We start from the raw sequence: 21,501 nt of genomic DNA, 5'->3' as shown, positions 1-21,501 counted from the left end.
CTAGTGAAGGCAGAACTCGTTCCCCTCCGGATCCGCCATCACGACCCAGCTCCCGGAGGGCTCCTCCACCCGCCGCAGCACCCGGGCGCCGAGCCCTTCCAGCCGGGCCAATTCCTCGTCACGGCGGTCGGCGCCGGGGTGCAGGTCGAGGTGGAGCCGGTTCTTGACCGTCTTCTCCTCCGGCACCCGCTGGAACAGCAGCCGCCGGCCGCGCCCGGTGCCGCTCTCCTCCTCGTAGGGGTCGTCGGGGTGCCGCACGGCGGCCAGGTCGCGCCAGGCGCGGCGGCCGTGCGACATCACCGTGAGCGACTCGGGGACGGCCCCGGCGGCGAGGAGCTTCTCGATGAGCGGGCTGTTGTCCTCGACCACGTAGTGCAGGGCGGCGGCCCAGAAGTCCGCCTGGGCGTGCGGGTCGGCCGTGTCGACGACGACCTTCCAGTGCACCGGCGTGGCCGGCGTAGGTGTCTGCGTCATGCGCCCGTTATAGGGGACGGCACCGACAACGCCGTCCCGCCGCGCGCTACGGCTTGGTCGCCGGCGCCTTCGCCGCTTCCGCCTCTGCCTCCGCCTCACTCACCGCCTCGCTCACCGGCGCGGCGACCGGCGCGGCGACCGGCACGGCGCCTCCGGCGCCCGGCGTGACGGCGGTGTCGCCCGCACCGGTGCGGCGGCCGGACAGCGCGCGGGCGGCACGGCGGGCGGTGCGCAGCGCGTCCCAGGTGAGCAGGGTGAGCGCCAGCCACACCAGGGCGAACCCGGCCCAGCGCTCGGGCGGCATGGCCTCCTTGAAGTAGAGGATGCCGAGCAGGAACTGGAAGACCGGCGCCAGGTACTGCAGCAGCCCCAGCGTGGACAGCGGCACGCGGATCGCCGCGGCGCCGAAGCAGACGAGGGGGAGCGCGGTGACGATGCCGGTCGCGGCGAGCAGCAGCGCGTGCCCCGCGCCCTCGGCGCCGAAGGTCGACTCGCCCTGGGCGCCCAGCCACACGAGGTAGCCGAGGGCGGGCAGGAACTGGATCGCGGTCTCGGCGGCCAGCGACTCGATGCCGCCGAGGTTGACCTTCTTCTTCACCAGACCGTAGATCGCGAAGGAGAAGGCGAGACACAGGGAGATCCACGGCGGCCGGCCGTAGCCGACGGTGAGGACGACGACCGCGAGGGCGCCGACGCCGACGGCGGCCCACTGGGCGGGCCGCAGGCGTTCCTTCAGCAGCAGGACGCCGATGGCTATGGTGACCAGCGGGTTGATGAAGTAGCCGAGGGACGCCTCGACGACGTGGCCGGAGTTGACCGACCAGATGTAGACGCCCCAGTTGACGGTGATGACCGCGGCGGCCACCGTGATCAGGGCCAGCTTGCGCGGCTGCCGCACCAGCTCGCCGATCCACGCCCAGCGGCGGACCACGGCCAGCGCGGCCACGACGAAGACCAGCGACCACACCATCCGGTGGGCCAGGATCTCCACGGCGCCCGCGGGCTTGAGCAGGGGCCAGAACAGGGGGACGAGTCCCCACATCCCGTACGCCGCGAAGCCGTTCAGCAGTCCTGTGCGCCGCTCTGCGGCCGGCTTCCCGGTCACGGGCCCTCCAACGTGTTCCGACGCGTCCCCTGGTCAGCCGTGGGACCGCCGACGCGCGCGCGGAACCCACCCGGACGAAGGTAACGCCGCACACCCCCACGTGTCATGTCCGTACCGGTATACGGTCATGACGGGTGGGGGTGCGGACGGTCCGGGCCCGCCCTGGGTCAGTCCTTCAGCGCGGCGGCGATCGCCTCCGCGAGCGGGGTCGTCGGGCGGCCGATCAGCCGGGACAGGTCACCGCTGTCGACCACCAGCTCGCCCTTCGCGATCGCCGCGTCCACACCGGCGAACGTGGCCGCCACCGGCTCGGGCAGCCCCGCGCCGGTGAGGATGCCGGTGAGAGCCTCGGTCGTGACCGGGTTGTAGACGATCTCCCGGCCGGTCTGCCGGCTCAGCTCGGCCGCGTACTCGGCGAAGCTCCACGCCTCGTCGCCGCCCAGCTCGTACGTCGTGTTCTCGTGCCCCTCGCCGGTCAGCACCGCGACGGCGGCGGCCGCGTAGTCGGCCCGGGAGGCGGAGGAGACCCGGCCCTCGCCCGCGGCGGCGACCACCGCGTCGTGCTCCAGCACCGGGGCCAGGTTCTCGGTGTAGTTCTCGTGGTACCAGCCGTTGCGCAGCAGCACGTACGGCACGCCCGAGTCGAGCAGCGCCCGCTCGGTGCCGCGGTGGTCGTCGGCGAGCGCGGCGGCCAGCGAGCCGGGCGCGCTGGTGTAGGCGAGCAGGGCGACGCCGGCCGCCTTGGCCGCGTCGATCACGACGGAGTGCTGCCGCACCCGGCCCCTGTCGAACTCGTTGCCCGAGATCAGCAGCACCTTGTCACCGGCCGCGAACAGGCCGTCGAAGGTCTCCGGCGCGTTGTAGTCGGCGGCCGCGACCCGCACACCGCGCTCCGCGAGGTCGGCCACCTTCTCCGGGCTGCGCACGACCGCGGTGACCTGCCCGGCCGGGACCTTCTCCAGCAGCTGCTCCACCACATGACGGCCGAGCTTCCCGCTGGCTCCGGTGACGACGATGCTCATGATGCGACCACTCCTCGGGATGTGTGGGTAGGCACTAACTGTACGACGGGCGCTAACTTCTGGAAAGTGTACTGCCGGGGGAGCGGAAACGCTTCGGCGTGCTCTACGATCACGCTCGCGCGTGTCGCCGCCGCGGGGTTCCCGACCTCCGCCTGCGAGCCGTCGCATCGCAATCGGGGGGTGCGAGGAGCGGACACGCATCACCGGGAGGGACCCGTCCATGAGGAAACGTTTCAAGCGGGGTGTCGCGGCGCTCGTCGGCCTCACGCTGGCCGGCACCGGCCTCACCGTCGCGACCGCCGCCCCGGCGGCGGCGAGCTCGTACGACTGCCCGTCCGGCTACTTCTGCGGGTGGTCGGGCGAGAGCGCCGACGGCACGATGTGGAAGACGAGCAAGAGCCTCGGCGACCTGGGCAGCTGGGACGACAAGATCCGCTCGTACGTCAACCGTACGAGCCTGATCGCCTGCCTGTACGACGACATGAACTACGACTCGTGGGGTGGCTACTTCCCTCAGGACCCGAACACGCCCGGCGAGTACAGCAGCTCCCCGACAGCGACGATCAGCTCCATCAAGTTCGTCCGCACCGAGCGTGAGTGCGACCGGCCCGCCTACCCGGGCTGGTACTCCGAGCCGTCCCCCACGGCCGCCGGCTTCGGCGACATGAACGGCGACCGCCGGGCCGACGTCATCACCCGTGACATGGCCGGACGCCTCTGGTTCACGCCGGGCGACGACACCGGCCGGCTCATCGGCTCGGGCGGCTGGAACGCCATGAACACCCTCACCCGGCACGGCGACTTCACCGGCGACGGCCGCGAGGACCTCATCGCCCGGGAGAAGGCCACCGGCAGGCTGTGGCTCTACCCCGGCACCGGCACCGGCTCCCTCGGCGGGCGCAAGCTGCTCGGCGCGAGCGGCTGGAACTCGATGAACCACATCACCGCCTACGGCGACCTGACCGGCGACGGCCGCTCCGACCTGATCGCCGTCCAGAAGTCCACGGGCGCCCTGTGGCTGTACCCGGGCGCCTCCGGTTCCAAGCTGGGCGCGCGGAAGCAGATCGGCTCGGGCGGCTGGAACGGCATGAACGCCCTGGCCGGCATGGGCGACGTGACCGGCGACGGCCGCCCCGACCTGTACGCCCGCGAAAAGGCCACCGGCAAGCTGTGGCTGTACCCGGGCACCTCCACCGTCCGGCTCGGCGCCCGCAAGCTCGTCGGCAGCGGCGGCTGGAACACGATGGAGCACCTGATCCCGGTCGGTGACTTCAGTGGCGACGGGCGTCCCGACCTGGCCACCGTGACCAACGAGAAGTACAGGATCGATGGCGTCGCGGGCCAGCTGGGCCAGCTGATCACCTATCGCGGCCGGGCCGGCGGAACTCTGTACGGACCCCAGCGGACCGACAGCGAGTGGTGGGGCCTCAGCGACTTCTGCTGACCCGGCTTGACGGGACAGGGCCCCGGCAACCGTTGTGGATGCCGGGGCCCTCTCGCGTCTCTCGCGTCTCGGTGCTCAGCCGACGACGGTCCAGGTGTCGCCGCCGGCGAGGAGTGCGGCGAGGTCGCCCTTGCCGTGCTGGTCGACGGCGGTGTCGAGCTGGTCGGCCATGAGGGTGTCGTAGACGGGCCGGTCGACGGAGCGGAACACGCCGATGGGGGTGTGGTGCAGGGTGTCGGGGTCGGCGAGCCGGGACAGGGCGAACGCGGTCGTCGGGGACGGGTTGTGGGCGTCGTGGACGAGGATGTCCGCCTCGTTGCCGGGTGTGACGGCGACGGCCTTCAGGTCACCGGTGGCCGGGTCGCGGACCACGCCCTTGGAGGCGTCGGAGCCGAAGCGGATCGGCTGCCCGTGCTCCAGCCGGATCACCGCCTCCTCGGCCTGCTGACGGTCCTTGAGGACCTCGAAGGCGCCGTCGTTGAAGATGTTGCAGTTCTGGTAGATCTCCACCAGCGCCGTGCCCGGGTGGCCGGCGGCCTGGCGCAGCACCTCGGTGAGGTGTTTGCGGTCGGAGTCGACGGTGCGGGCGACGAAGGACGCCTCGGCGCCGATGGCCAGCGAGACGGGGTTGAAGGGCGCGTCGAGCGAGCCCATCGGGGTCGACTTGGTGATCTTGCCGACCTCGGAGGTGGGGGAGTACTGGCCTTTGGTGAGGCCGTAGATGCGGTTGTTGAACAGCAGGATCTTGAGGTTGACGTTGCGGCGCAGGGCGTGGATGAGGTGGTTGCCGCCGATGGACAGCGCGTCGCCGTCGCCGGTGACGACCCACACGCTCAGGTCGCGGCGGGAGGTGGCGAGGCCGGTGGCGATGGCGGGGGCGCGGCCGTGGATGGAGTGCATCCCGTAGGTGTTCATGTAGTACGGGAAGCGGGAGGAGCAGCCGATGCCGGAGACGAACACGATGTTCTCCCGGGCCAGGCCCAGTTCCGGCATGAAGCCCTGCACGGCGGCCAGCACGGCGTAGTCACCGCAGCCCGGGCACCAGCGCACCTCCTGATCGGACTTGAAGTCCTTCATCGTCTGCCTGCCCTCGGCCTTCGGCACGAGCTGGAGCAGCGTCTCGGCGTCAGTCATCGATGGCCTCCTTCAGCGCCGCGGCGAGCTGCTCCGCCTTGAACGGCATGCCGTTGACCTGGTTGTACGAGCGGGCGTCGACCAGGTACTTCGCCCTGATGAGCGTGGCGAGCTGCCCGAGGTTCATCTCGGGAATCACCACCTTGTCGTATCCGCGCAGGACCTCGCCGAGGTTCTTCGGGAAGGGGTTGAGGTGGCGCAGGTGGGCCTGCGCGACCGGCTGCCCGGCCTTCCGCAGGCGCCGTACCGCCGCGGTGATCGGCCCGTACGTCGAGCCCCAGCCGAGCACGAGCAGGCGGGCGGTGCCGTCCGGGTCGTCCACGTCGAGGTCGGGCACGGTGATGCCGTCGACCTTGGCCTGGCGGGTACGGACCATGAAGTCGTGGTTGGCCGGGTCGTAGGAGATGTTCCCGGTGCCGTCCTGCTTCTCGATCCCCCCGATCCGGTGCTCCAATCCCGGCGTCCCCGGGACCGCCCAGGGGCGGGCCAGGGTGTGCGGGTCGCGCTTGTAGGGCCAGAACACCTCCGCGCCGTCGGCGGTGGTGTGGTTGGGGCCCTGCGCGAACTGCACCGTCAGATCCGGCAGCTCCTCCAGCTCCGGGATCCGCCACGGCTCGCTGCCGTTGGCCAGATACCCGTCCGAGAGCAGGAACACCGGGGTGCGGTAGGCCAGCGCGATCCGCGCCGCCTCCAGCGCCGCGTCGAAACAGTCCGCCGGCGTGCGCGGGGCGACGACCGGCACCGGCGCCTCACCGTTACGGCCGTACATCGCCTGCAGCAGATCCGCCTGCTCCGTCTTCGTCGGCAGCCCGGTCGACGGGCCGCCACGCTGGATGTCCACCACCAGCAGCGGCAGCTCCAACGACACCGCAAGCCCGATCGTCTCCGACTTCAGCGCCACACCCGGACCGGAGGTGGTGGTCACCGCCAGCGACCCGCCGAACGCCGCCCCCAGCGCCGCCCCGATCCCGGCGATCTCGTCCTCCGCCTGGAACGTGCGCACACCGAAGTTCTTGTGCCGGCTCAGCTCGTGCAGGATGTCCGAGGCCGGAGTGATCGGATACGAGCCCAGGAACAGCGGCAGGTCCGCCTGACGCGAGGCCGCGATCAGCCCGTACGACAGGGCCAGATTCCCGGAGATGTTGCGGTAGACGCCCGGCGGGAACGCCGCCGCCGCCGGCGCCACCTCGTAGGAGACCGCGAAATCCTCCGTCGTCTCCCCGAAGTTCCAGCCCGCCCGGAACGCCGCGATGTTCGCCGCCGCGATGTCCGGCTTCTTCGCGAACTTCGACCGCAGGAACTTCTCCGTCCCCTCCGTCGGCCGGTGATACATCCACGACAGCAGACCCAACGCGAACATGTTCTTGCTGCGCTCGGCCTCCTTCCGGGTGAGGTCGAACTCCTTCAGCGCCTCCACCGTCAGCGTGGTCAGCGGCACCGGGTGCAGGTGGTAGCCGTCCAGCGAGCCGTCCTCCAGCGGGCTGGCGTCGTAGCCGACCTTCTGCATCGCCCGCTTGGTGAACTCGTCGGTGTTGACGATGATCTCCGCCCCGCGCGGCAGGTCGCCGATGTTCGCCTTCAGCGCGGCCGGGTTCATCGCCACCAGCACGTTCGGCGCGTCACCGGGCGTGAGGATGTCATGGTCGGCGAAGTGCAGCTGGAACGACGACACACCCGGCAGGGTGCCGGCGGGGGCGCGGATCTCGGCGGGGAAGTTCGGCAGCGTGGAGAGGTCGTTGCCGAAGGACGCGGTCTCCGAGGTGAAACGGTCACCGGTGAGCTGCATCCCGTCACCCGAGTCCCCCGCGAACCTGATGATCACTCGGTCGAGCCGGCGGACGCCCTTCGTTCCCGCCGCTGTGCGCTGCTCTCCTACGACTGTTCCGTCGGCCTGCTCCGCTGGGCTGCTGACCTGGCTGGTCACTGAACTGGACCTCCTCGAGGCGGCTGTCCGGGACGGCCTTCCCGCAGGCCTTCCCCGCATAAACCCTACGACCGAGAGGGGTGCTTACCCTGAAGGATTCGAGTGAACGATCCAGATGGTGGACATGGAGCCGAGACGCCCGCCCCCGGACCCTCAGGAGTTCCCGCCGTCCCCTCAGGACTTCAAGTACGTCAGCACCGCCAGGACCCGCCGGTGGTCGCCGTCGCTCGGGGACAGCCCCAGCTTCAGGAAGATGTTGCTGACGTGCTTCTCCACCGCGCCGTCGCTCACCACCAGCTGCCGCGCGATCGCCGAGTTCGTCCGCCCCTCCGCCATCAGCCCCAGCACCTCGCGCTCGCGCGGGGTGAGCCCCGCCAGGACGTCCTGCTTACGGCTGCGGCCCAGCAGCTGCGCCACCACCTCCGGGTCCAGTGCCGTGCCGCCCTGGGCCACCCGGACCACCGCGTCCACGAACTCGCGCACCTCGGCCACCCGGTCCTTCAGCAGATAGCCGACGCCCCGGCTGGACCCGGCGAGCAGCTCGGTGGCGTACCGCTCCTCCACGTACTGCGACAGCACCAGCACCCCGACACCCGGATGGCTCTTGCGCAGCTGCACCGCGGCCCGTACGCCCTCGTCGGTGTGCGTCGGCGGCATCCGCACGTCGGCGACCACCACGTCCGGCAGCTGGTCCTGCCGCGCCAGGTCGTCCACCGTCCTGATCAACGCGTCCCCGTCGCCGACCCCGGCCACCACCTCGTGCCCCCGGTCGGTGAGCAGCCGGGTCAGGCCCTCCCGCAGCAGCACCGAATCCTCGGCGATGACCACCCGCACCTTGTCCTCCACGTCCTCGTCCCCCCAAAGCACTGCTCCGGGCCCGCCCTTGTGGCGGGCCCGGCCGTCGGGTCCAGCATTTCAGCATCCGGGGGAGGACGGGCCGGGGCGACGCGATCGGGGGGGGTGTCGTCATCGCGCGCGCCGGCCGCCCCGGGTCTGCCCGGGTCCGCCCCGGGTCTGCCCGGGTCTGCCCGGGTCCGCCCCGGGTCTGCCCGGGTCCGCCCCGGGTCCGCCCGGGTCCGCCCCGGGTCCGCCCTCCGGGCGTTCGGCGGGCGATCCGCCGGCTGCAGCCCGTGGTCCCGCCCGGACCCGCCCCCGGCCCGCCCTGGCCCGGTCCGGCGGATCACGCCGCGGCTCCGGGCCGCGGGGCCCGGCACCGGCGCGCGTCACCGGGCGGGTGCGCACCCCTCGGGGGCCCGCACCCGCCCGTACGTCCGTCCGCCGCACCGCTCCTCACCCCGCGGTCATCGCGCCCGCTCCGCACGCCACGGCAGCTCCGCCGTCACCCTCGTCGGACCGCCCTCCGGCGAGTCCACCACGAGGATCCCGTCCACCGCGTCCAGCCGCTCCGCCAGACCCGCCAGCCCGGAACCGCGCGACAGGTCCGCGCCGCCCACGCCGTTGTCCACCACCTGGAGCATCAGCCGGTCCTCCGACCGCCACACCTCCACGGCCGCCCAGGTCGCACGGCTGTGCTTACTGACGTTCTGCAGCAGCTCCGAGACCGTGAAGTAGGCGATGCCCTCGATCGCCGGCGCCGGCCGCTCCGACAGGTCCACCTCCACCTGCACCGGCACCGTGCACCGCGAGGCGACCGACGAGAGCGCCGCGTCCAGACCGCGGTCGGTGAGGACCGCCGGGTGGATGCCCCTGGCCAGGTCCCGCAGTTCCTGCAGGGCCGTCTTCACCTCGCCGTGCGCCTCGTCCACCATCCGCGCCGCGGCCCGCGGGTCCTCCCGCAGCTTCTCCTTCGCCAGGCCCAGGTCCATCGCCAGGTTCACCAGCCGTGCCTGCGCCCCGTCGTGCAGGTCCCGCTCGATGCGCCGCAGGTCCGCCGCCGCCGTGTCCACCACGACCCCGCGGTCCGACTCCAGCTCCACGACCCGGGTCGCCAGCCGCGACGGGCCCAGCAGCCCGTGCACCATCCCCCGGTCCACCGTCGTCAGCGCCCGCACGAGCCACGGCGTGGCCAGCGTGAACAGCAGACCCACGCCCGCCGTCACCGCGATCTCGAACGGGTTGTCCAGGTAGATCGCGTGCTGCTCGTCGCCGTACAGCTGTATGCCGTCCTGGCCCGCGTACATCGGGAGCACCCAGAACCACAGCGGGTATGTCACCAGCGTCCAGCCCACCGACCAGAAGGTGACGGTCACCGCGAAGGACAGCACCGCCCACGGCAGCTGCAGCACCGAGTACAGCAGCGCCCGCCATGAGGCGCCGCTCTTCAGCACGGCCCCGATCCATCCCATGAACCCCTGCCGCTTCAGCCGCAGCGGCTCCGGCTCGCCCACGTCGAGGCCGAGCAGCCCGCGCGCCCGCGCCCGCTCCACCGCCCCGATGCCCCGGCACCCGGCGAGCGCCGCCGCCAGCACCGGCACCCCGAGGAACGTCACCAGCAGACCCGCGCCCAGCGACACCATGGTGACCGCGTAGGTGAACAGCAGGATGCTCATCGGCAGGCTCAGCAGCACATAGGCCAGCTCCCGCCAGGCGCGCCCCTCGACCGGCGCCCGCAGCGCCGCAGGCATCCGGTGCCGCCGTCCCCCCACGCCTTGCGCGTGTCCGGGCCCGGTGGGGAGCCCGTAGCCCTGTCCGTACTCCGTGGCCATCGGCGTCGTCCTTCTCCTCGTCCGGCGGCTGTGCTGTCGTACCACCAGAGTGCTGCGCCGCAGGTCGGCGGGGAATGAAGGCCGTCGCAGTCTTCGGAGGGGGGTTTTCCCTACCTGCGGCCGCGGGCGGACGCCCCCTTCCCCGGCGCCTTACCGGCCGGCGTGCCGGAGCGGTCCCGCCACGGCAGCTCCGCCGTCACCGTCGTCGGACCGCCCTCGGGGGAGTCCACGACGAACAGCCCGTCCACCGCGCCCAGCCGCTCGGCCAGCCCCTTCATGCCCGTACCGCCGTCGAGGCTCGCCCCGCCCACGCCGTCGTCCCGCACCTGGAGGAACAGCCGGTTCTCCGACCGCCACGCCTCCACCGACGCCGACCGGGCCCGGCTGTGCTTGCTGACGTTCTGCAGCAGCTCCGAGACCGTGAAGTAGGCGATGCCCTCGATCGCGGGCGCCGGCCGTTCCTCCAGGTCGACGGTGACCGCCACCGGCACCGTGCAGCGCGCGGCGACCGACGACAGGGCCGCGTCCAGGCCCCGGTCGGTGAGGACCGCCGGGTGGATGCCGCGCGCCAGGTCCCGCAGCTCCTGCAGCGCCAGCTTCACCTCGCCGTGCGCCTCCTCGACCATCGACGCCGCCGCGTCCGGGTCCTCCAGCAGCTTCTCCTTGGCCAGGCCCAGCCCCATCGCCAGGTTCACCAGCCGGGCCTGCGCCCCGTCGTGCAGGTCCCGCTCGATGCGGCGCAGGTCCGCGGCCGCCGTGTCCACCACGACACCGCGGTCCGACTCCAGCTCCGCGATGCGCTTCTCCAGCTCGTCCGACGGCGAGAGCAGGCCCCGCACCATCGCCCGGTCCACGTCCGCCATCACCCGCACCACGAACGCCAGCACCGGCCACAGCACGAACAGCCCGGTCAGCGAGACGGTGAAGGTGACGACGCCCCACGGCATCCGTATCAGCGTGTACAGGCACGTCCGCCAGCCCACCGGGTCCTTGACCGCCTGCCACAGCCCCGGCCAGAACCCGCCGGACCTCCGCCACGGCAGCGGGCTCGGCTCGTCCACCCGCACCCCGAGCATCGCCCTCGCGCGCGCCCGCTCGAACCGGCCGAACTGCCGCGCCCCCGCCAGGCCGAGCGCGAGCAGCGGCAGACCGATCACCGTGACGGTCAGGCCCACACCGACGGACAGCGCGGTCACCGTGTAGACGAAGCCGACGAGCGACACCGGGAGGTTCGTCAGGAGATGCGCGATCTCCTTCCAGGTGTGCGCGTCGTAGGCGAAGCGGGCCGGCGGCGGGCGGTCGCCCGGTCCGGCCGGCTGCGGGATCGGTTCGGTCATGGGCCTAGCCTGCCGGGCGCCGGGGGGCCCGCGCCATGAGGCGGACCGCCAACCTGAACTGAGGAAAACCCCACCCCCGGGTGCCAAGCCCCGACGGGCCTGCTTACCGTGCCTTTATCAGGGCCTAGACTCCCGTGCGTACGGATCGTCGGACCGTGGCGTTCGGCGTTCACCGGCACGGATCAAGGGCAGGGCACAGGCAGGAGCCTGGTCGCCGATCTGAGGAGTGAGGGGCGGACGTGCGGGAAACGACCGTCGTCGCGGCGGACTACTTCCAGTCCTACTCGGTGGTCGGACTGCTCGCCGTCGTCGGCCTGCTGTTCGTCGCCGTCGCCTTCGGCGCGGGCCGCCTGCTGCGGCCGGTGGTGCCCACGCCGGAGAAACTGCTGACGTACGAGTGCGGCGTCGACCCCGTCGGCGAGGGCTGGGCCCACACCCAGGTCCGTTACTACGTCTACGCCTTCCTCTACGTGATCTTCGCCGTCGACTCGATCTTCCTCTTCCCCTGGGCGACCGTCTTCGCCGCCGACGGCTACGGCGCGACCACCCTCGTGGAGATGTTCGTCTTCCTCGGCTTCCTCGCCGTGGGCCTGCTCTACGCATACAAGAAGGGCGTCCTGACATGGACGTGACCCCGGAGCCCGTACCGCTGCCCGAGCCGAAGCGGCTGGGCGCCCTCGCGCGCCTGGCCCCCGAGCCGATGAAGGTGGTCCTCAACTGGGGCCGCCGCTACTCGCTCTGGGTCTTCAACTTCGGCCTCGCCTGCTGCGCCATCGAGTTCATCGCCGCGTCGATGGCTCGGCACGACTTCATCCGCCTGGGCGTGATCCCCTTCGCGCCGGGCCCGCGCCAGGCCGACCTGATGGTCGTCTCCGGCACGGTCACCGACAAGATGGCGCCCGCGGTCAAGCGCTTGTACGAACAGATGCCCGAGCCGAAGTACGTCATCTCCTTCGGCGCGTGCAGCAACTGCGGCGGCCCCTACTGGGACTCCTACTCCGTCACCAAGGGCGTCGACCAGATCATCCCCGTCGACGTCTACGTCCCCGGCTGCCCGCCCCGGCCCGAGGCGCTCCTCCAGGGCATCCTCAAGCTCCAGGAGAAGATCGCCCGGGAGTCCCTGGGCGAGCGCTACGGCACCGGCTCCGCCGGGAGTCCCTCGGCCGGGCGTCCCTCGGCGGCGGCGCTGCAGAGTGGGCTGGTGCAGCCGCCCGCGCCCAAGGACGGAACCAACGGAACCAAGGGTGAGGTCCGGCCGTCCGCGCCGGAGGACGGCACGAAGGGTGAGGGGGAGATCCGATGACCGCCGTCGGCTGGCTCCCCGCGGACGTCGAGGACCTGTTCGGCGCGCAGGCCACGGCGGAGGAGGCGTACGACGTCCTCACCGTCGACGTGCCGTCCGACGCCTGGATCCCCGCCCTCGAAGCCGCCCGCGACCGCCTCGGCTGCACCTTCTTCGACTGGCTGAGCGCGGTCGACGAACCCGGCACCGGCTTCCGCGTGACCGCCCACGTCGCCGCCCTCGCCCCGGTACGGCGGCTGCTGCTGCGCACCACCGTGCCGCACGAGGTGCCCGTCCTGCCGTCCGCCGTGGACGTCTACGCGGGCGCGGCCTGGCACGAGCGCGAGACCCACGAGATGTTCGGCGTCGACTTCACCGGACACCCCGGACTCGACCACCTGCTGCTGCCCGACACCTTCGAGGGCCACCCGCTGCGCAAGGACTTCGTCCTCGCGGCCCGGGTTGCCAAGGCGTGGCCCGGCGCCAAGGAGCCGGGCGAGTCGGAGCACGGCGGACCCAAGCGGCGCCAGATGCTGCCGCCGGGCGTGCCCGACCCGAACGAGTGGGGCCCGCTCAAGGGCCAGCTCCCGCCCGCCCCGGCCCGCCCCGCCCGCCGCACGGCCACCGCGTCGGCCCGCACCCCGGGCGAACGCCCGCCCCGCCGCACCCGCTCCGTCTCCGAGGGCTCGGCGAGCCAGGTTGCTGGGGCGGACGTGGGTGCGGCCGAGCCGCCGGTCACCCCGCGCAGGGCGCGGTCGGTGTCGGAGGGGTCGGCCAGTCAGCGGGGTGCCGGTGAGGGCGCTGCGCCTCGTCGGGCGCGGTCGGCGTCCGAGGGCTCCGCGAGCCAGCGGCCGGACGCCCCCGCGCGCCGGGCCCGCAGCGCGAGCGAGGGCTCGGCGTCGCAGCGAGAGGGCGGCCCGGGCACGGGCGGCCCCCGCCGGGCGCGGTCCGCGTCCGAGGGATCGGCGTCGCAGCGTGGGGCGCAGGACCAGGCGCCGGCCGCCGACGACACGGCAGCGGCGCCCGCCGGGGAACCCCGCGACCGCAAGCCGCCCGTTGCTCCCCGTAGCCCGGACGCTCCGTGGCACCACGCCCGGCCGGCGTTCGAGGAGCGGGAGCGGGAGTCGGAGTCCGCGCCTCGCCCCGAACCGAGCGCCGAGGCGCGTCCCGAGCCGCACCCCGAACCGCGTCCGGAGCCGAGCACCGAGCCTGAGCCCGAACCGAGCGCCGAGGCGCGTCCGGAGCCGAGCACCGGGCCGGAGACTGCCCCGCGACCTGAGCCCGAACCGGAGTCGGCCTCCGAGCCGGGGTCGGCCTCCGAGCCGGGGTCGGCCTCCGAGCCGGACGAGGGCCCGCGCCCCGACACGACCACCCCCGACGACCCCTCAGGAGGCACGCGGTGACCGACGTTCTCGACGTCGCTCTGCGACTCCTCGTCGTGTTCGTCGTCTTCCTGACCTTCCCCCTGCTCGTGGGCCAGACCGAGCACAAGGTGATGGCGCACATGCAGGGCCGCCTCGGCCCCATGTACGCGGGCGGCTTCCACGGCTGGGCCCAGCTCATCGCCGACGGTGTGAAGTTCGCGCAGAAGGAGGACGTCGTCCCGGCCGGTGCGGACCGCCGTATCTTCCAGCTCGCCCCGGCCGTGGCGCTGCTGCCGTACCTCCTCGTGCTGCTCGCGATCCCGATCGGGCCGGGTGAGGGCGCGGTCGGCCAGGTGCTGGACGCGGGCGTGTTCTTCGTCCTGGCCGTGATGGGCGTCGGCGTCCTCGGTTCGCTCATGGCCGGCTGGGCGTCCGCCAACAAGTTCTCCCTCCTCGGCGGCCTGCGCACCGCCGCCCAGCTCCTCGCGTACGAACTGCCGATGCTGCTCACCGCCGCCTCCGTGGCGATGGCCGCCGGGACCGTCTCCCTCGTCGGCATCCTCGACGCGTTCGAGTGGTGGTGGCTGCCGTGGCAGATCACCGGCGCGCTGGTCTTCTTCATCGCGGGCCTCGCCGAACTCCAGCGACCTCCCTTCGACATGCCGGTCGCCGACTCGGAGATCATCTTCGGCGCGTACACCGAGTACACCGGCCTGCGCTTCGCCCTGTTCCTCCTCGCCGAGTACGCCGGGATCGTCGTGCTGTGCGGCCTGACCACCGTCCTGTTCCTCGGCGGGTGGCACGGCCCCTGGGGCGCCGACGGGCTCGGCTGGGTGTGGACCCTGCTGAAGACCGCCGTCCTCGCCTTCGTCGTCATCTGGCTGCGCGTCAGCTATCCGCGCCTGCGCGAGGACCAGCTGCAGAAGTTCGCCTGGACCCTCCTCGTCCCTCTTGCCCTCGCCCAGATCGCCCTCACCGGCGTCGTCAAGGTGGTGTTCCTGTAATGGCCCCGATCCCCGGCTCCGGCCTGGCCAAGGGCCTGGCCGTCACGCTGCGGACGATGACGCGGAAGTCCGTCACCGCCCAGTACCCGGACACGCAGCCCGAGCTGCCGCCCCGCAGCCGCGGGGTGATCGGCCTGTTCGAGGAGAACTGCACGGTCTGCATGCTGTGCGCCCGCGAGTGTCCCGACTGGTGCATCTACATCGACTCGCACAAGGAGACCGTCCCGCCCGCCGCCCCCGGCGGCCGCGAGCGCAGCCGCAACGTCCTCGACCGGTTCGCCATCGACTTCTCCCTGTGCATGTACTGCGGTATCTGCATCGAGGTCTGTCCTTTCGACGCGCTGTTCTGGTCCCCGGAGTTCGAGTACGCGGAGACCGACATCCGTGACCTCACCCACGAGCGGGACAAGCTCCGCGAGTGGATGTGGACCGTCCCGGCCCCGCCCGCCCTCGACCCGGGCGCGGAGGAACCCAAGGAAGTCGCCGCCGCCCGCAAGACCGCCGACAAACTGGCGGCCGCCCAGGACGGCGAACCGGGTCAGGAGGGCCGCGCATGAGCACCGCAGCGACCGCCGGCGCGCTCGCGGCCGGCACCGCGCACCGGGCGGCCGAGTCGCCCGGTTTCCTCTCCCCGACCGGCGTGGAGATCACCTTCCTCCTGGTCGGCCTGGTCACCCTCGGGGCCGCCGTCGTCACCGTCACCACCCGGCAACTGGTGCACGCCGCCCTGTGGCTGGTGGTGGCCCTCGGCGGGCTCGCCGTCGAATACCTGCTGCTCACCGCCGAGTTCATCGCCTGGGTGCAGGTCCTCATCTACGTGGGCTCCGTCGTCGTCCTCCTCCTGTTCGGGCTGATGCTCACCCGCGCCCCCATCGGCCGCTCCCCGGACGCCGACTCCGGCAACCGCTGGGTCGCGTTCACCGTCGCCGTCGCCGCGGCGGCCGCCCTGGTCTGGGTGGTCGTCGACGCCTTCCGCACCACCTGGATCGACCTGGACGGCGCCCCTTCCGGCACCACCGAGGTGACCGGCGCCGGCCTCTTCCAGCACTGGGTCCTCCCCTTCGAGGCCCTCTCCGTCCTCCTCCTCGCCGCGCTCGTCGGCGCGATCGTCCTGTCCCGCAAGGCCAACGGCGACTCCGCGCCCGGCGCGAAGGACGCGGCCGGGTCCGGCCCGGCGGCCGGCGCGACCCGCGCCCGGCGCGACCAGGAAGGGGCCCGCTGATGCACCTCGCCTATCCCGCCGTCCTCGCCGCCCTCCTCTTCTGCACCGGCCTCTACGGCGTCCTCGCCCGCCGCAACGCGATCCTGGTGCTGATGTCGGTCGAGCTGATGCTCAACGCCGTCAACCTCAACCTCGTCGCCTTCGACGCCTGGCTCAGCCGGGCCGCCGAGGACACCCTCCACTCCGGCCAGGCCCTGGCGCTGTTCACCATCGCCATCGCGGCCGCCGAGATCGGCATCGGCCTCGCGATCGTCCTCGCCGTGTACCGCAACCGCGGCACCTCGGACATCGACCGGCTCCGCGACACCGCCGAGGGACACGACCCCGACGACCCCGACAGCGACGCCTCCGGCCGTGCCATCCCCGCCCCGGCCGCCGGCGAGAAGGCCGAGGCCACCGCGTGACCACGACCACCCTCGCCGTCCTCGTCCCCCTTCTTCCGTTCCTCGGCGCGCTCGCCGGACTGCTGCTGGGCCGCACCGCGCCCGGCTTCGCCCGCCCGCTCGCCGTCCTGCCGACGCTCGCCTCCCTCGCGCTCGCCGCCACCGTCGCCGCGCGCCAGGGCGGCGGCGCCCCGGTCGACGCCGCGACCGAACTCACCCCCACCGGCTCGGTCCCCATCGAACTCGCCCTGCACATCGACGGCTTCGCCGCCCTCACCGCCCTGGTCGTCGCCACCGTGGCGACCTGCGTGCAGATCTACTCCACCGGCTATCTGCGCGACGACCCGCGCTACCCGTCGTACGCCGCTCTCGTCTCGCTGTTCACCTCCGCGATGCTCCTGGTCGTCTACACCGGCGACCTGATGGTGCTGCTGGTCGGCTGGGAAGTGATGGGCATCTGCTCCTACTTCCTCGTCGGCCACTACTGGGAGACCCCCGAGGCGCGCGCCGCCTCCCTGAAGGCCTTCCTGGTCACCAAGCTCGGCGACGTCCCCTTCCTCATCGGTCTGTTCGCGCTCGCCGCCGACGCCGGGTCCTTCCGCCTCACCCGGATCCTCGGCGCCGTCGCGCACGGCGGCATCGACCACCCGACGCTGATCTCCCTGCTGCTCCTCGCGGGCGTGGCCGGCAAGTCGGCGCAGTTCCCGCTGCACACCTGGCTGCCGGACGCGATGGCGGGCCCCACCCCCGTCTCCGCGCTGATCCACGCCGCGACGATGGTCGCCGCCGGCGTCTACTTCGTCGCCCGTCTCCTTCCGCTCTTCGAGGCCTCGCAGGCCGCCATGACCGTCCTCGCCGTCATGGCCGCCGTGACGATGACCGGCTCGGCGCTGGCCGCCCTCGCCCAGGACGACATCAAACGCGTCCTCGCCTACTCGACGATCGGCCAGCTCGGCTACATGACCGGCGCCCTCGCCGTCGCCGACCGGGGTGCCGCCGTCTTCCACCTCCTGTCCCACGGCGCCTTCAAGGCGCTGCTGTTCCTCGCCGCCGGCGTGATCATCCACGCCGCAGGCACCAACTCCCTCGCCGCCATGTCCCGCATGAGCCGTCTGCGCGACCGCGTCCCCGACGCCTACTGGACGATGACCGTGGCGCTGCTCGCGCTCGCCGCGATCCCGCCGTTCAGCGGTTTCTTCTCCAAGGAGGCCGTCCTCGGCGTCGCCGAACACGTCGTCACCGGCCACACCGAGCACGCCCCCGCCGCCGCGGGCTGGATCGTCCTCCTCGCCGGACTGATCACCGCCCTCCTCACCGCCGCGTACGCGACACGGCTGTGGCTGCTCGCCTTCCGCGGCAGCGGCCCCGAGGCGCCCGACCACGGCCGGGAGCCGCTCACCATGACCACCGTGCTGTGGGTGCTCGCCGTGCCGTCGCTGGCGTTCGGCGGCTTCGCCTTCCGGGTCCTGCCCGACTGGTTCGACGGGCACGACCTCACCCCGACCCTCACCACCTCCGTGCTCGGCACGGGCGTGGCCCTGGTCGGCGGCATCGTCACCTACGCCACCTGGCGGCACACCACCGCGCACGCCGCCCGCGTCCCCCTCGGCGCCGTCGCCGCCCACCCGGAGGCAGACGCCGGACAGGTCGAGGCGGAGGCCATCGCCAGCCATGAACCGGCCTACGGGGACGTCGCGTACGCGGCCGACCCGTCGGACCCCGGGCGGCTGCTGCTCGGCCGGCTGCACCGGCACGCCGCCGTCGGCTTCCACCTGGACGCCGTGTACTCGGCGCTCTTCGTCCGCCCGGTGAGGGCCGGCGCGAGCCTCGTGCGGTTCCTCGACCGGGAGGTGGTCGACACCTACGTACGCGGCGCGGGCGCCCTGCCCCGCTGGCTCGGCGCCGCCGTACGACGCGCCCAGACCGGCAATCTGCAGACCTATGTGAGCGCGCTGCTCGCCGGCACCGTCGTCCTCGCGGTCGCCGCCGTCCTCGTCGCCACGGGAGCGTGAGCAGGCGTGATCGATATCAACGAGTCCGTGATGCAGTTCCTTCTGGCATTGACCGTCGTCGGCCCGCTCCTCGGCGCGGCCGCCGCTCTGCTGCCCGCCCCGCCCGGGCTGAAGGGGACGTCGCCCGAGCAGGCCGTGCTCCGCCACGGCGTCACCGTCACCGGCGTGATCCTCATCGCCGCGATCGTCCTGGCGCTCGGCTTCGACCACGACCACCCGTCGACGATGCAGGCCACGACCGACATCAGCTGGATCCCCGCACTCGACGTGCGGATCCACCTCGGCATCGACGGCATCTCGCTCCCCCTTCTGGTCCTGACCGCCCTGCTGACCTTCCTCAGCGCCCTCTACTCGTACTTCAAGCCGCCCGCGGGACCGTCCCCGAAGGCCTTCGTCGCCCTGCTGCTCGTCCTCGAGTCCGGCACGCTGGCGACCTTCGCCGTCCTCGACCTCGTCCTGTTCTTCCTCGCCTTCGAGACCGTCCTGATCCCCATGTACTTCCTCATCGCCCGGTGGGGCGGCGAGGGCCGGGCCGAGGGCGCCTGGAAGTTCATCCTGTACACGCTCCTCGGCTCGGTGGTCATGCTGCTCGGCCTGCTCCTGATCGGAATCAAGGCGGGCACGTTCGACATGGTGGCACTCGCCACTGACAACGGCCGGTCACTCTCCGTGTCCGTGCAGGTCATCGCCGTTCTGGCGATCGGGATCGGGCTCGCCGTGAAGACGCCGATGTGGCCGCTGCACAGCTGGCTGCCCGACGCCCACACCGCCGCCCCGACGGTCGGCTCGGTCCTGCTCGCCGGCGTCCTGCTGAAGATGGGCACGTACGGCTTCGTCCGCATCCTGCTCCCGGCCGCGCCCGACGGCTTCCGCACCTTCGCGCCGTACCTCGCCGCGTTCGCCGTCGTCGGCATCGTCTACGGGTCCCTGGCCTGCCTCGCCCTGGCCAGGAAGGGATCGAAGGGCGACCTCAAGCGCCTGATCGCCTACTCCTCCGTCGGCCACATGGGCTTCGTGCTGCTCGGCATCGCGACCATGACCCCGACCGGCGTCAACGGCGCCCTGTTCGCCAACATCGCCCACGGCCTCATCACCGGCCTGCTGTTCTTCCTGGTCGGAGGCCTGAAGGAACGCACCGGCAGCACCGACCTCGACGCCCTCGCCCAGGAGACCGGGGCCGCCCTCTACGGCAGGGCGCCCCGCCTCGGCGGCCTGCTGGCCTTCGCCGCCGTCGCCTCCCTCGGCCTGCCCGGCCTCGCCGGGTTCTGGGGCGAGATGCTGGCGCTGTTCGGCGCCTTCGACCCCGCCGAGGGGCTGAACCGTCCGGCCTTCCTCACCTTCATGTCGATCGGCGCGTTCGGCACCCTGCTCACCGCCGCCTACCTGCTGATCGTGGTCCGCCGCGTCTGCATGGGGGGCGCGCCGAAGGACACGCCGGCCTACACCGACGTGCGCTCCTACGAGTTCGCGGCCTGGACCCCGCTCGTCGTCCTCACCGTCGTCGCCGGCCTGTGGCCCAAGGCTCTCCTCGGGCTGACCGACCCGGCCGTGCAGCAGCTCCTCGCAGGAGGCACCCGATGAGCTCCCTCGTCCAGTCCGTCGACTGGCTGGCCGTCGCACCGCCCACCGTCGCGGCGGTCGCCGGACTCGTCGTACTGGTCGCCGACCTGTTCCTCGCGGAGTCCAGGAAGCCGCTGCTCGGCTGGATCTCCGTGGCCGGACTCGCGGCCGCCGCGCTCATGCTGCTGCCGCTCCTCGACGCCGGCCGCTCCACCTTCTGCCTGGTCGGCGACACCGAGGTGTGCAGCTACACCGCGGACCGCTTCACCCTCGTCATCCAGTTCCTGGTGCTCGGCGGCGCCCTGCTGTCCGCCCTGCTGTCGGTGACCGCGCTGAAGGACTCCGGCAAGCGGCTCCCCGAGGGCGAGTACTGGTTCCTGTTCCTGTCCTCCGCCGCCGGCGCGGCCCTGCTGCCCGCCTCCCGGGACCTCGCGACCCTCGTCGTCGCCCTGGAGGTCGCCTCGCTGCCCGCGTTCGCCCTGGTCGGCCTGCGCCACGGCGACCGGCGGTCCTCCGAGGCGGCCCTGAAGTTCTTCCTGTCCTCGGTCACCGCCACCGCGGTCAGCCTGCTCGGCATCAGCTTCGTCTACGCCGCCACCGGCACCCTCCACCTCACCCGGGTCGCCGAACGCATCCAGGACGTCGACGGGCAGCTCGCCACCCTCGCCCAGACCGGCGTCGTCCTCACCCTCGTCGGCTTCGCCTTCAAGACGGCCGCCGTCCCCTTCCACTTCTGGGTCCCCGACACCTACGTCGGCGCCCCCCTGCCGATCGCCGCCTACCTGTCCGTCATCGGCAAGGCGGTCGGCTTCTCCGGCCTCATCCTCGTCACCGTCCTCGCCCTCCCCTCGTACGCCGACGCCTGGGCCCCCGCCCTGGCCGTGCTGGCCGCGCTCACCATGACCGTCGGCAATGTCGGCGCCCTGCGCCAGCAGTCCACGCGCGCGTACAGCGCCGTACGCCTGCTCGCCTGGTCGTCCGTGGGACAGGCCGGCTACCTGCTCGTACCGATCGCCGCCGCCGGGTACTCCGACGACCCCGAGAAGTCGATCGGCTCCACCCTCGCCTACGCCCTCATGTACGGCGCCGTGAACCTGGGCGCCTTCGCGGTCGCCGCCCTCGTCGGCCGCGCGCACCGGCTCAACCGGGTCGCCGACTACCGCGGCCTGTACGCCGCGAGCCCGCTCACCGCGCTGCTCATGGGCTTCTTCCTGCTGTGCCTCGCCGGCCTCCCACCGGGCGTCATCGGCCTCTTCGCCAAGGTCACCGTGTTCGCGGCGGCCGTCGACGCGGGGCTGGGCTGGCTGGCCGTCGTCATGGCCGTCAACGTCGTCATCGCGCTGGTGTACTACCTGCGCTGGACGGCGCTGCTGTTCCGCGCGCCGGAGACGGCCCCCGAGGGCGAGGCAGTGGCTCACCGCCTCCCCGCCCCGCTCACCGCGGCACTCGCCCTGACCGGCGTCCTCGGCATCGCCCTGTCCGGCGCCCCGCAACTGGTGCTGCGCTTCACGGAGACCGGGCTCTTCTAGGCGTCCCGCGCTCCACGCGCGCGTAGCCGCCCGTCCTGC

General features: G+C 72.5%; 19 protein-coding genes. 11 read left to right on the top strand and 8 right to left on the bottom strand.

Translation table 11 applies throughout. From position 1 onward, the window contains the following. The 3 genes from ACQY0Z_RS04045 to ACQY0Z_RS04035 form a co-directional block, all read right to left on the bottom strand. The gene (locus ACQY0Z_RS04045) at positions 1 to 474 is read right to left on the bottom strand and encodes a VOC family protein (protein ID WP_189903318.1); all 474 of its coding nucleotides are present in this window, start codon (positions 472 to 474) and stop codon (positions 1 to 3) included. 46 nt (positions 475 to 520) lie between these two features. After that, a complete protein-coding gene (gene rarD / locus ACQY0Z_RS04040; protein WP_439811841.1) occupies positions 521 to 1,579 on the bottom strand; it encodes an EamA family transporter RarD in 1,059 nt (352 codons plus the stop codon). Between the two features lie 167 nt (positions 1,580 to 1,746). Beyond that, positions 1,747 to 2,601: an SDR family oxidoreductase gene (locus ACQY0Z_RS04035; RefSeq protein ID WP_439811840.1), complete on the bottom strand. Its 855-nt coding sequence runs from the start codon at positions 2,599 to 2,601 to the stop codon at positions 1,747 to 1,749. Between the two features lie 220 nt (positions 2,602 to 2,821). On the opposite strand from ACQY0Z_RS04035, the gene ACQY0Z_RS04030 reads away from it, so the two are divergent. Continuing rightward, positions 2,822 to 4,045, top strand: coding sequence for an FG-GAP-like repeat-containing protein (locus ACQY0Z_RS04030; protein ID WP_439811839.1), 1,224 nt, complete (start codon positions 2,822 to 2,824; stop codon positions 4,043 to 4,045). A 75-nt stretch (positions 4,046 to 4,120) separates the two neighbouring features. On the opposite strand, the gene ACQY0Z_RS04025 is transcribed toward ACQY0Z_RS04030, so the two are convergent. The 5 genes from ACQY0Z_RS04025 to ACQY0Z_RS04005 all read right to left on the bottom strand — a co-directional run bounded on the left by ACQY0Z_RS04025 (position 4,121) and on the right by ACQY0Z_RS04005 (position 11,106). Next, positions 4,121 to 5,179, bottom strand: a complete 1,059-nt coding sequence (locus tag ACQY0Z_RS04025; RefSeq protein WP_439811838.1) for a 2-oxoacid:ferredoxin oxidoreductase subunit beta — start codon at positions 5,177 to 5,179, stop codon at positions 4,121 to 4,123. Beyond that, positions 5,172 to 7,103: a 2-oxoacid:acceptor oxidoreductase subunit alpha gene (locus ACQY0Z_RS04020; RefSeq protein ID WP_439811837.1), complete on the bottom strand. Its 1,932-nt coding sequence runs from the start codon at positions 7,101 to 7,103 to the stop codon at positions 5,172 to 5,174. The genes ACQY0Z_RS04025 and ACQY0Z_RS04020 overlap by 8 nt, the downstream gene beginning before the upstream one ends. Before the next feature lie 174 nt (positions 7,104 to 7,277). Then, complete coding sequence (locus tag ACQY0Z_RS04015) at positions 7,278 to 7,937, bottom strand: LuxR C-terminal-related transcriptional regulator (protein WP_276607560.1); 660 nt, start codon at positions 7,935 to 7,937, stop codon at positions 7,278 to 7,280. A gap of 467 nt (positions 7,938 to 8,404) precedes the next feature. Beyond that, entirely contained in the window at positions 8,405 to 9,769 is a 1,365-nt protein-coding gene (locus ACQY0Z_RS04010) for a sensor histidine kinase (protein WP_189898947.1), read from the bottom strand. Positions 9,770 to 9,879: 110 nt separating this feature from the next. Then, on the bottom strand, positions 9,880 to 11,106 hold the full coding sequence (locus ACQY0Z_RS04005; protein WP_439811836.1) for a sensor histidine kinase: 1,227 nt from the start codon (positions 11,104 to 11,106) through the stop codon (positions 9,880 to 9,882). 239 nt (positions 11,107 to 11,345) lie between these two features. On the opposite strand from ACQY0Z_RS04005, the gene ACQY0Z_RS04000 reads away from it, so the two are divergent. From ACQY0Z_RS04000 to ACQY0Z_RS03955, 10 genes are read left to right on the top strand one after another with little or no spacing between them, the layout of a single operon-like run. Further along, positions 11,346 to 11,738 (top strand): NADH-quinone oxidoreductase subunit A, encoded by a 393-nt coding sequence (locus tag ACQY0Z_RS04000; protein ID WP_030823404.1) that lies wholly within the window; start codon positions 11,346 to 11,348, stop codon positions 11,736 to 11,738. Next, complete coding sequence (locus ACQY0Z_RS03995; RefSeq protein WP_439811835.1) at positions 11,729 to 12,409, top strand: NADH-quinone oxidoreductase subunit B; 681 nt, start codon at positions 11,729 to 11,731, stop codon at positions 12,407 to 12,409. The genes ACQY0Z_RS04000 and ACQY0Z_RS03995 overlap by 10 nt, the downstream gene beginning before the upstream one ends. Continuing rightward, positions 12,406 to 13,791, top strand: coding sequence for an NADH-quinone oxidoreductase subunit C (locus ACQY0Z_RS03990; RefSeq protein WP_439811834.1), 1,386 nt, complete (start codon positions 12,406 to 12,408; stop codon positions 13,789 to 13,791). Before ACQY0Z_RS03995 ends, ACQY0Z_RS03990 begins: the two co-directional genes overlap by 4 nt. Beyond that, positions 13,788 to 14,756, top strand: coding sequence for a complex I subunit 1/NuoH family protein (locus tag ACQY0Z_RS03985; protein WP_028960056.1), 969 nt, complete (start codon positions 13,788 to 13,790; stop codon positions 14,754 to 14,756). Before ACQY0Z_RS03990 ends, ACQY0Z_RS03985 begins: the two co-directional genes overlap by 4 nt. Beyond that, positions 14,756 to 15,313 (top strand): NuoI/complex I 23 kDa subunit family protein, encoded by a 558-nt coding sequence (locus ACQY0Z_RS03980; RefSeq protein WP_137209036.1) that lies wholly within the window; start codon positions 14,756 to 14,758, stop codon positions 15,311 to 15,313. The genes ACQY0Z_RS03985 and ACQY0Z_RS03980 overlap by 1 nt, the downstream gene beginning before the upstream one ends. Continuing rightward, entirely contained in the window at positions 15,310 to 15,978 is a 669-nt protein-coding gene (locus tag ACQY0Z_RS03975; RefSeq protein WP_189898938.1) for an NADH-quinone oxidoreductase subunit J family protein, read from the top strand. Before ACQY0Z_RS03980 ends, ACQY0Z_RS03975 begins: the two co-directional genes overlap by 4 nt. Continuing rightward, positions 15,978 to 16,382, top strand: a complete 405-nt coding sequence (nuoK, locus tag ACQY0Z_RS03970; protein WP_189898936.1) for an NADH-quinone oxidoreductase subunit NuoK — start codon at positions 15,978 to 15,980, stop codon at positions 16,380 to 16,382. The genes ACQY0Z_RS03975 and nuoK overlap by 1 nt, the downstream gene beginning before the upstream one ends. Next, positions 16,379 to 18,373 (top strand): NADH-quinone oxidoreductase subunit 5 family protein, encoded by a 1,995-nt coding sequence (locus tag ACQY0Z_RS03965; RefSeq protein ID WP_347224817.1) that lies wholly within the window; start codon positions 16,379 to 16,381, stop codon positions 18,371 to 18,373. The genes nuoK and ACQY0Z_RS03965 overlap by 4 nt, the downstream gene beginning before the upstream one ends. A 6-nt stretch (positions 18,374 to 18,379) precedes the next feature. Next, the gene (locus tag ACQY0Z_RS03960) at positions 18,380 to 19,954 is read left to right on the top strand and encodes a complex I subunit 4 family protein (protein WP_439811833.1); all 1,575 of its coding nucleotides are present in this window, start codon (positions 18,380 to 18,382) and stop codon (positions 19,952 to 19,954) included. Continuing rightward, on the top strand, positions 19,951 to 21,462 hold the full coding sequence (locus ACQY0Z_RS03955) for an NADH-quinone oxidoreductase subunit N (protein ID WP_189898931.1): 1,512 nt from the start codon (positions 19,951 to 19,953) through the stop codon (positions 21,460 to 21,462). The genes ACQY0Z_RS03960 and ACQY0Z_RS03955 overlap by 4 nt, the downstream gene beginning before the upstream one ends. Positions 21,463 to 21,501: the final 39 nt, after the last annotated feature.

It is taken from the genome of Streptomyces sp. P9-2, assembly GCF_051903975.1.
GTDB lineage: Bacteria > Actinomycetota > Actinomycetes > Streptomycetales > Streptomycetaceae > Streptomyces > Streptomyces cellulosae.
This window is presented reverse-complemented; position numbering and strand designations above follow the sequence as displayed.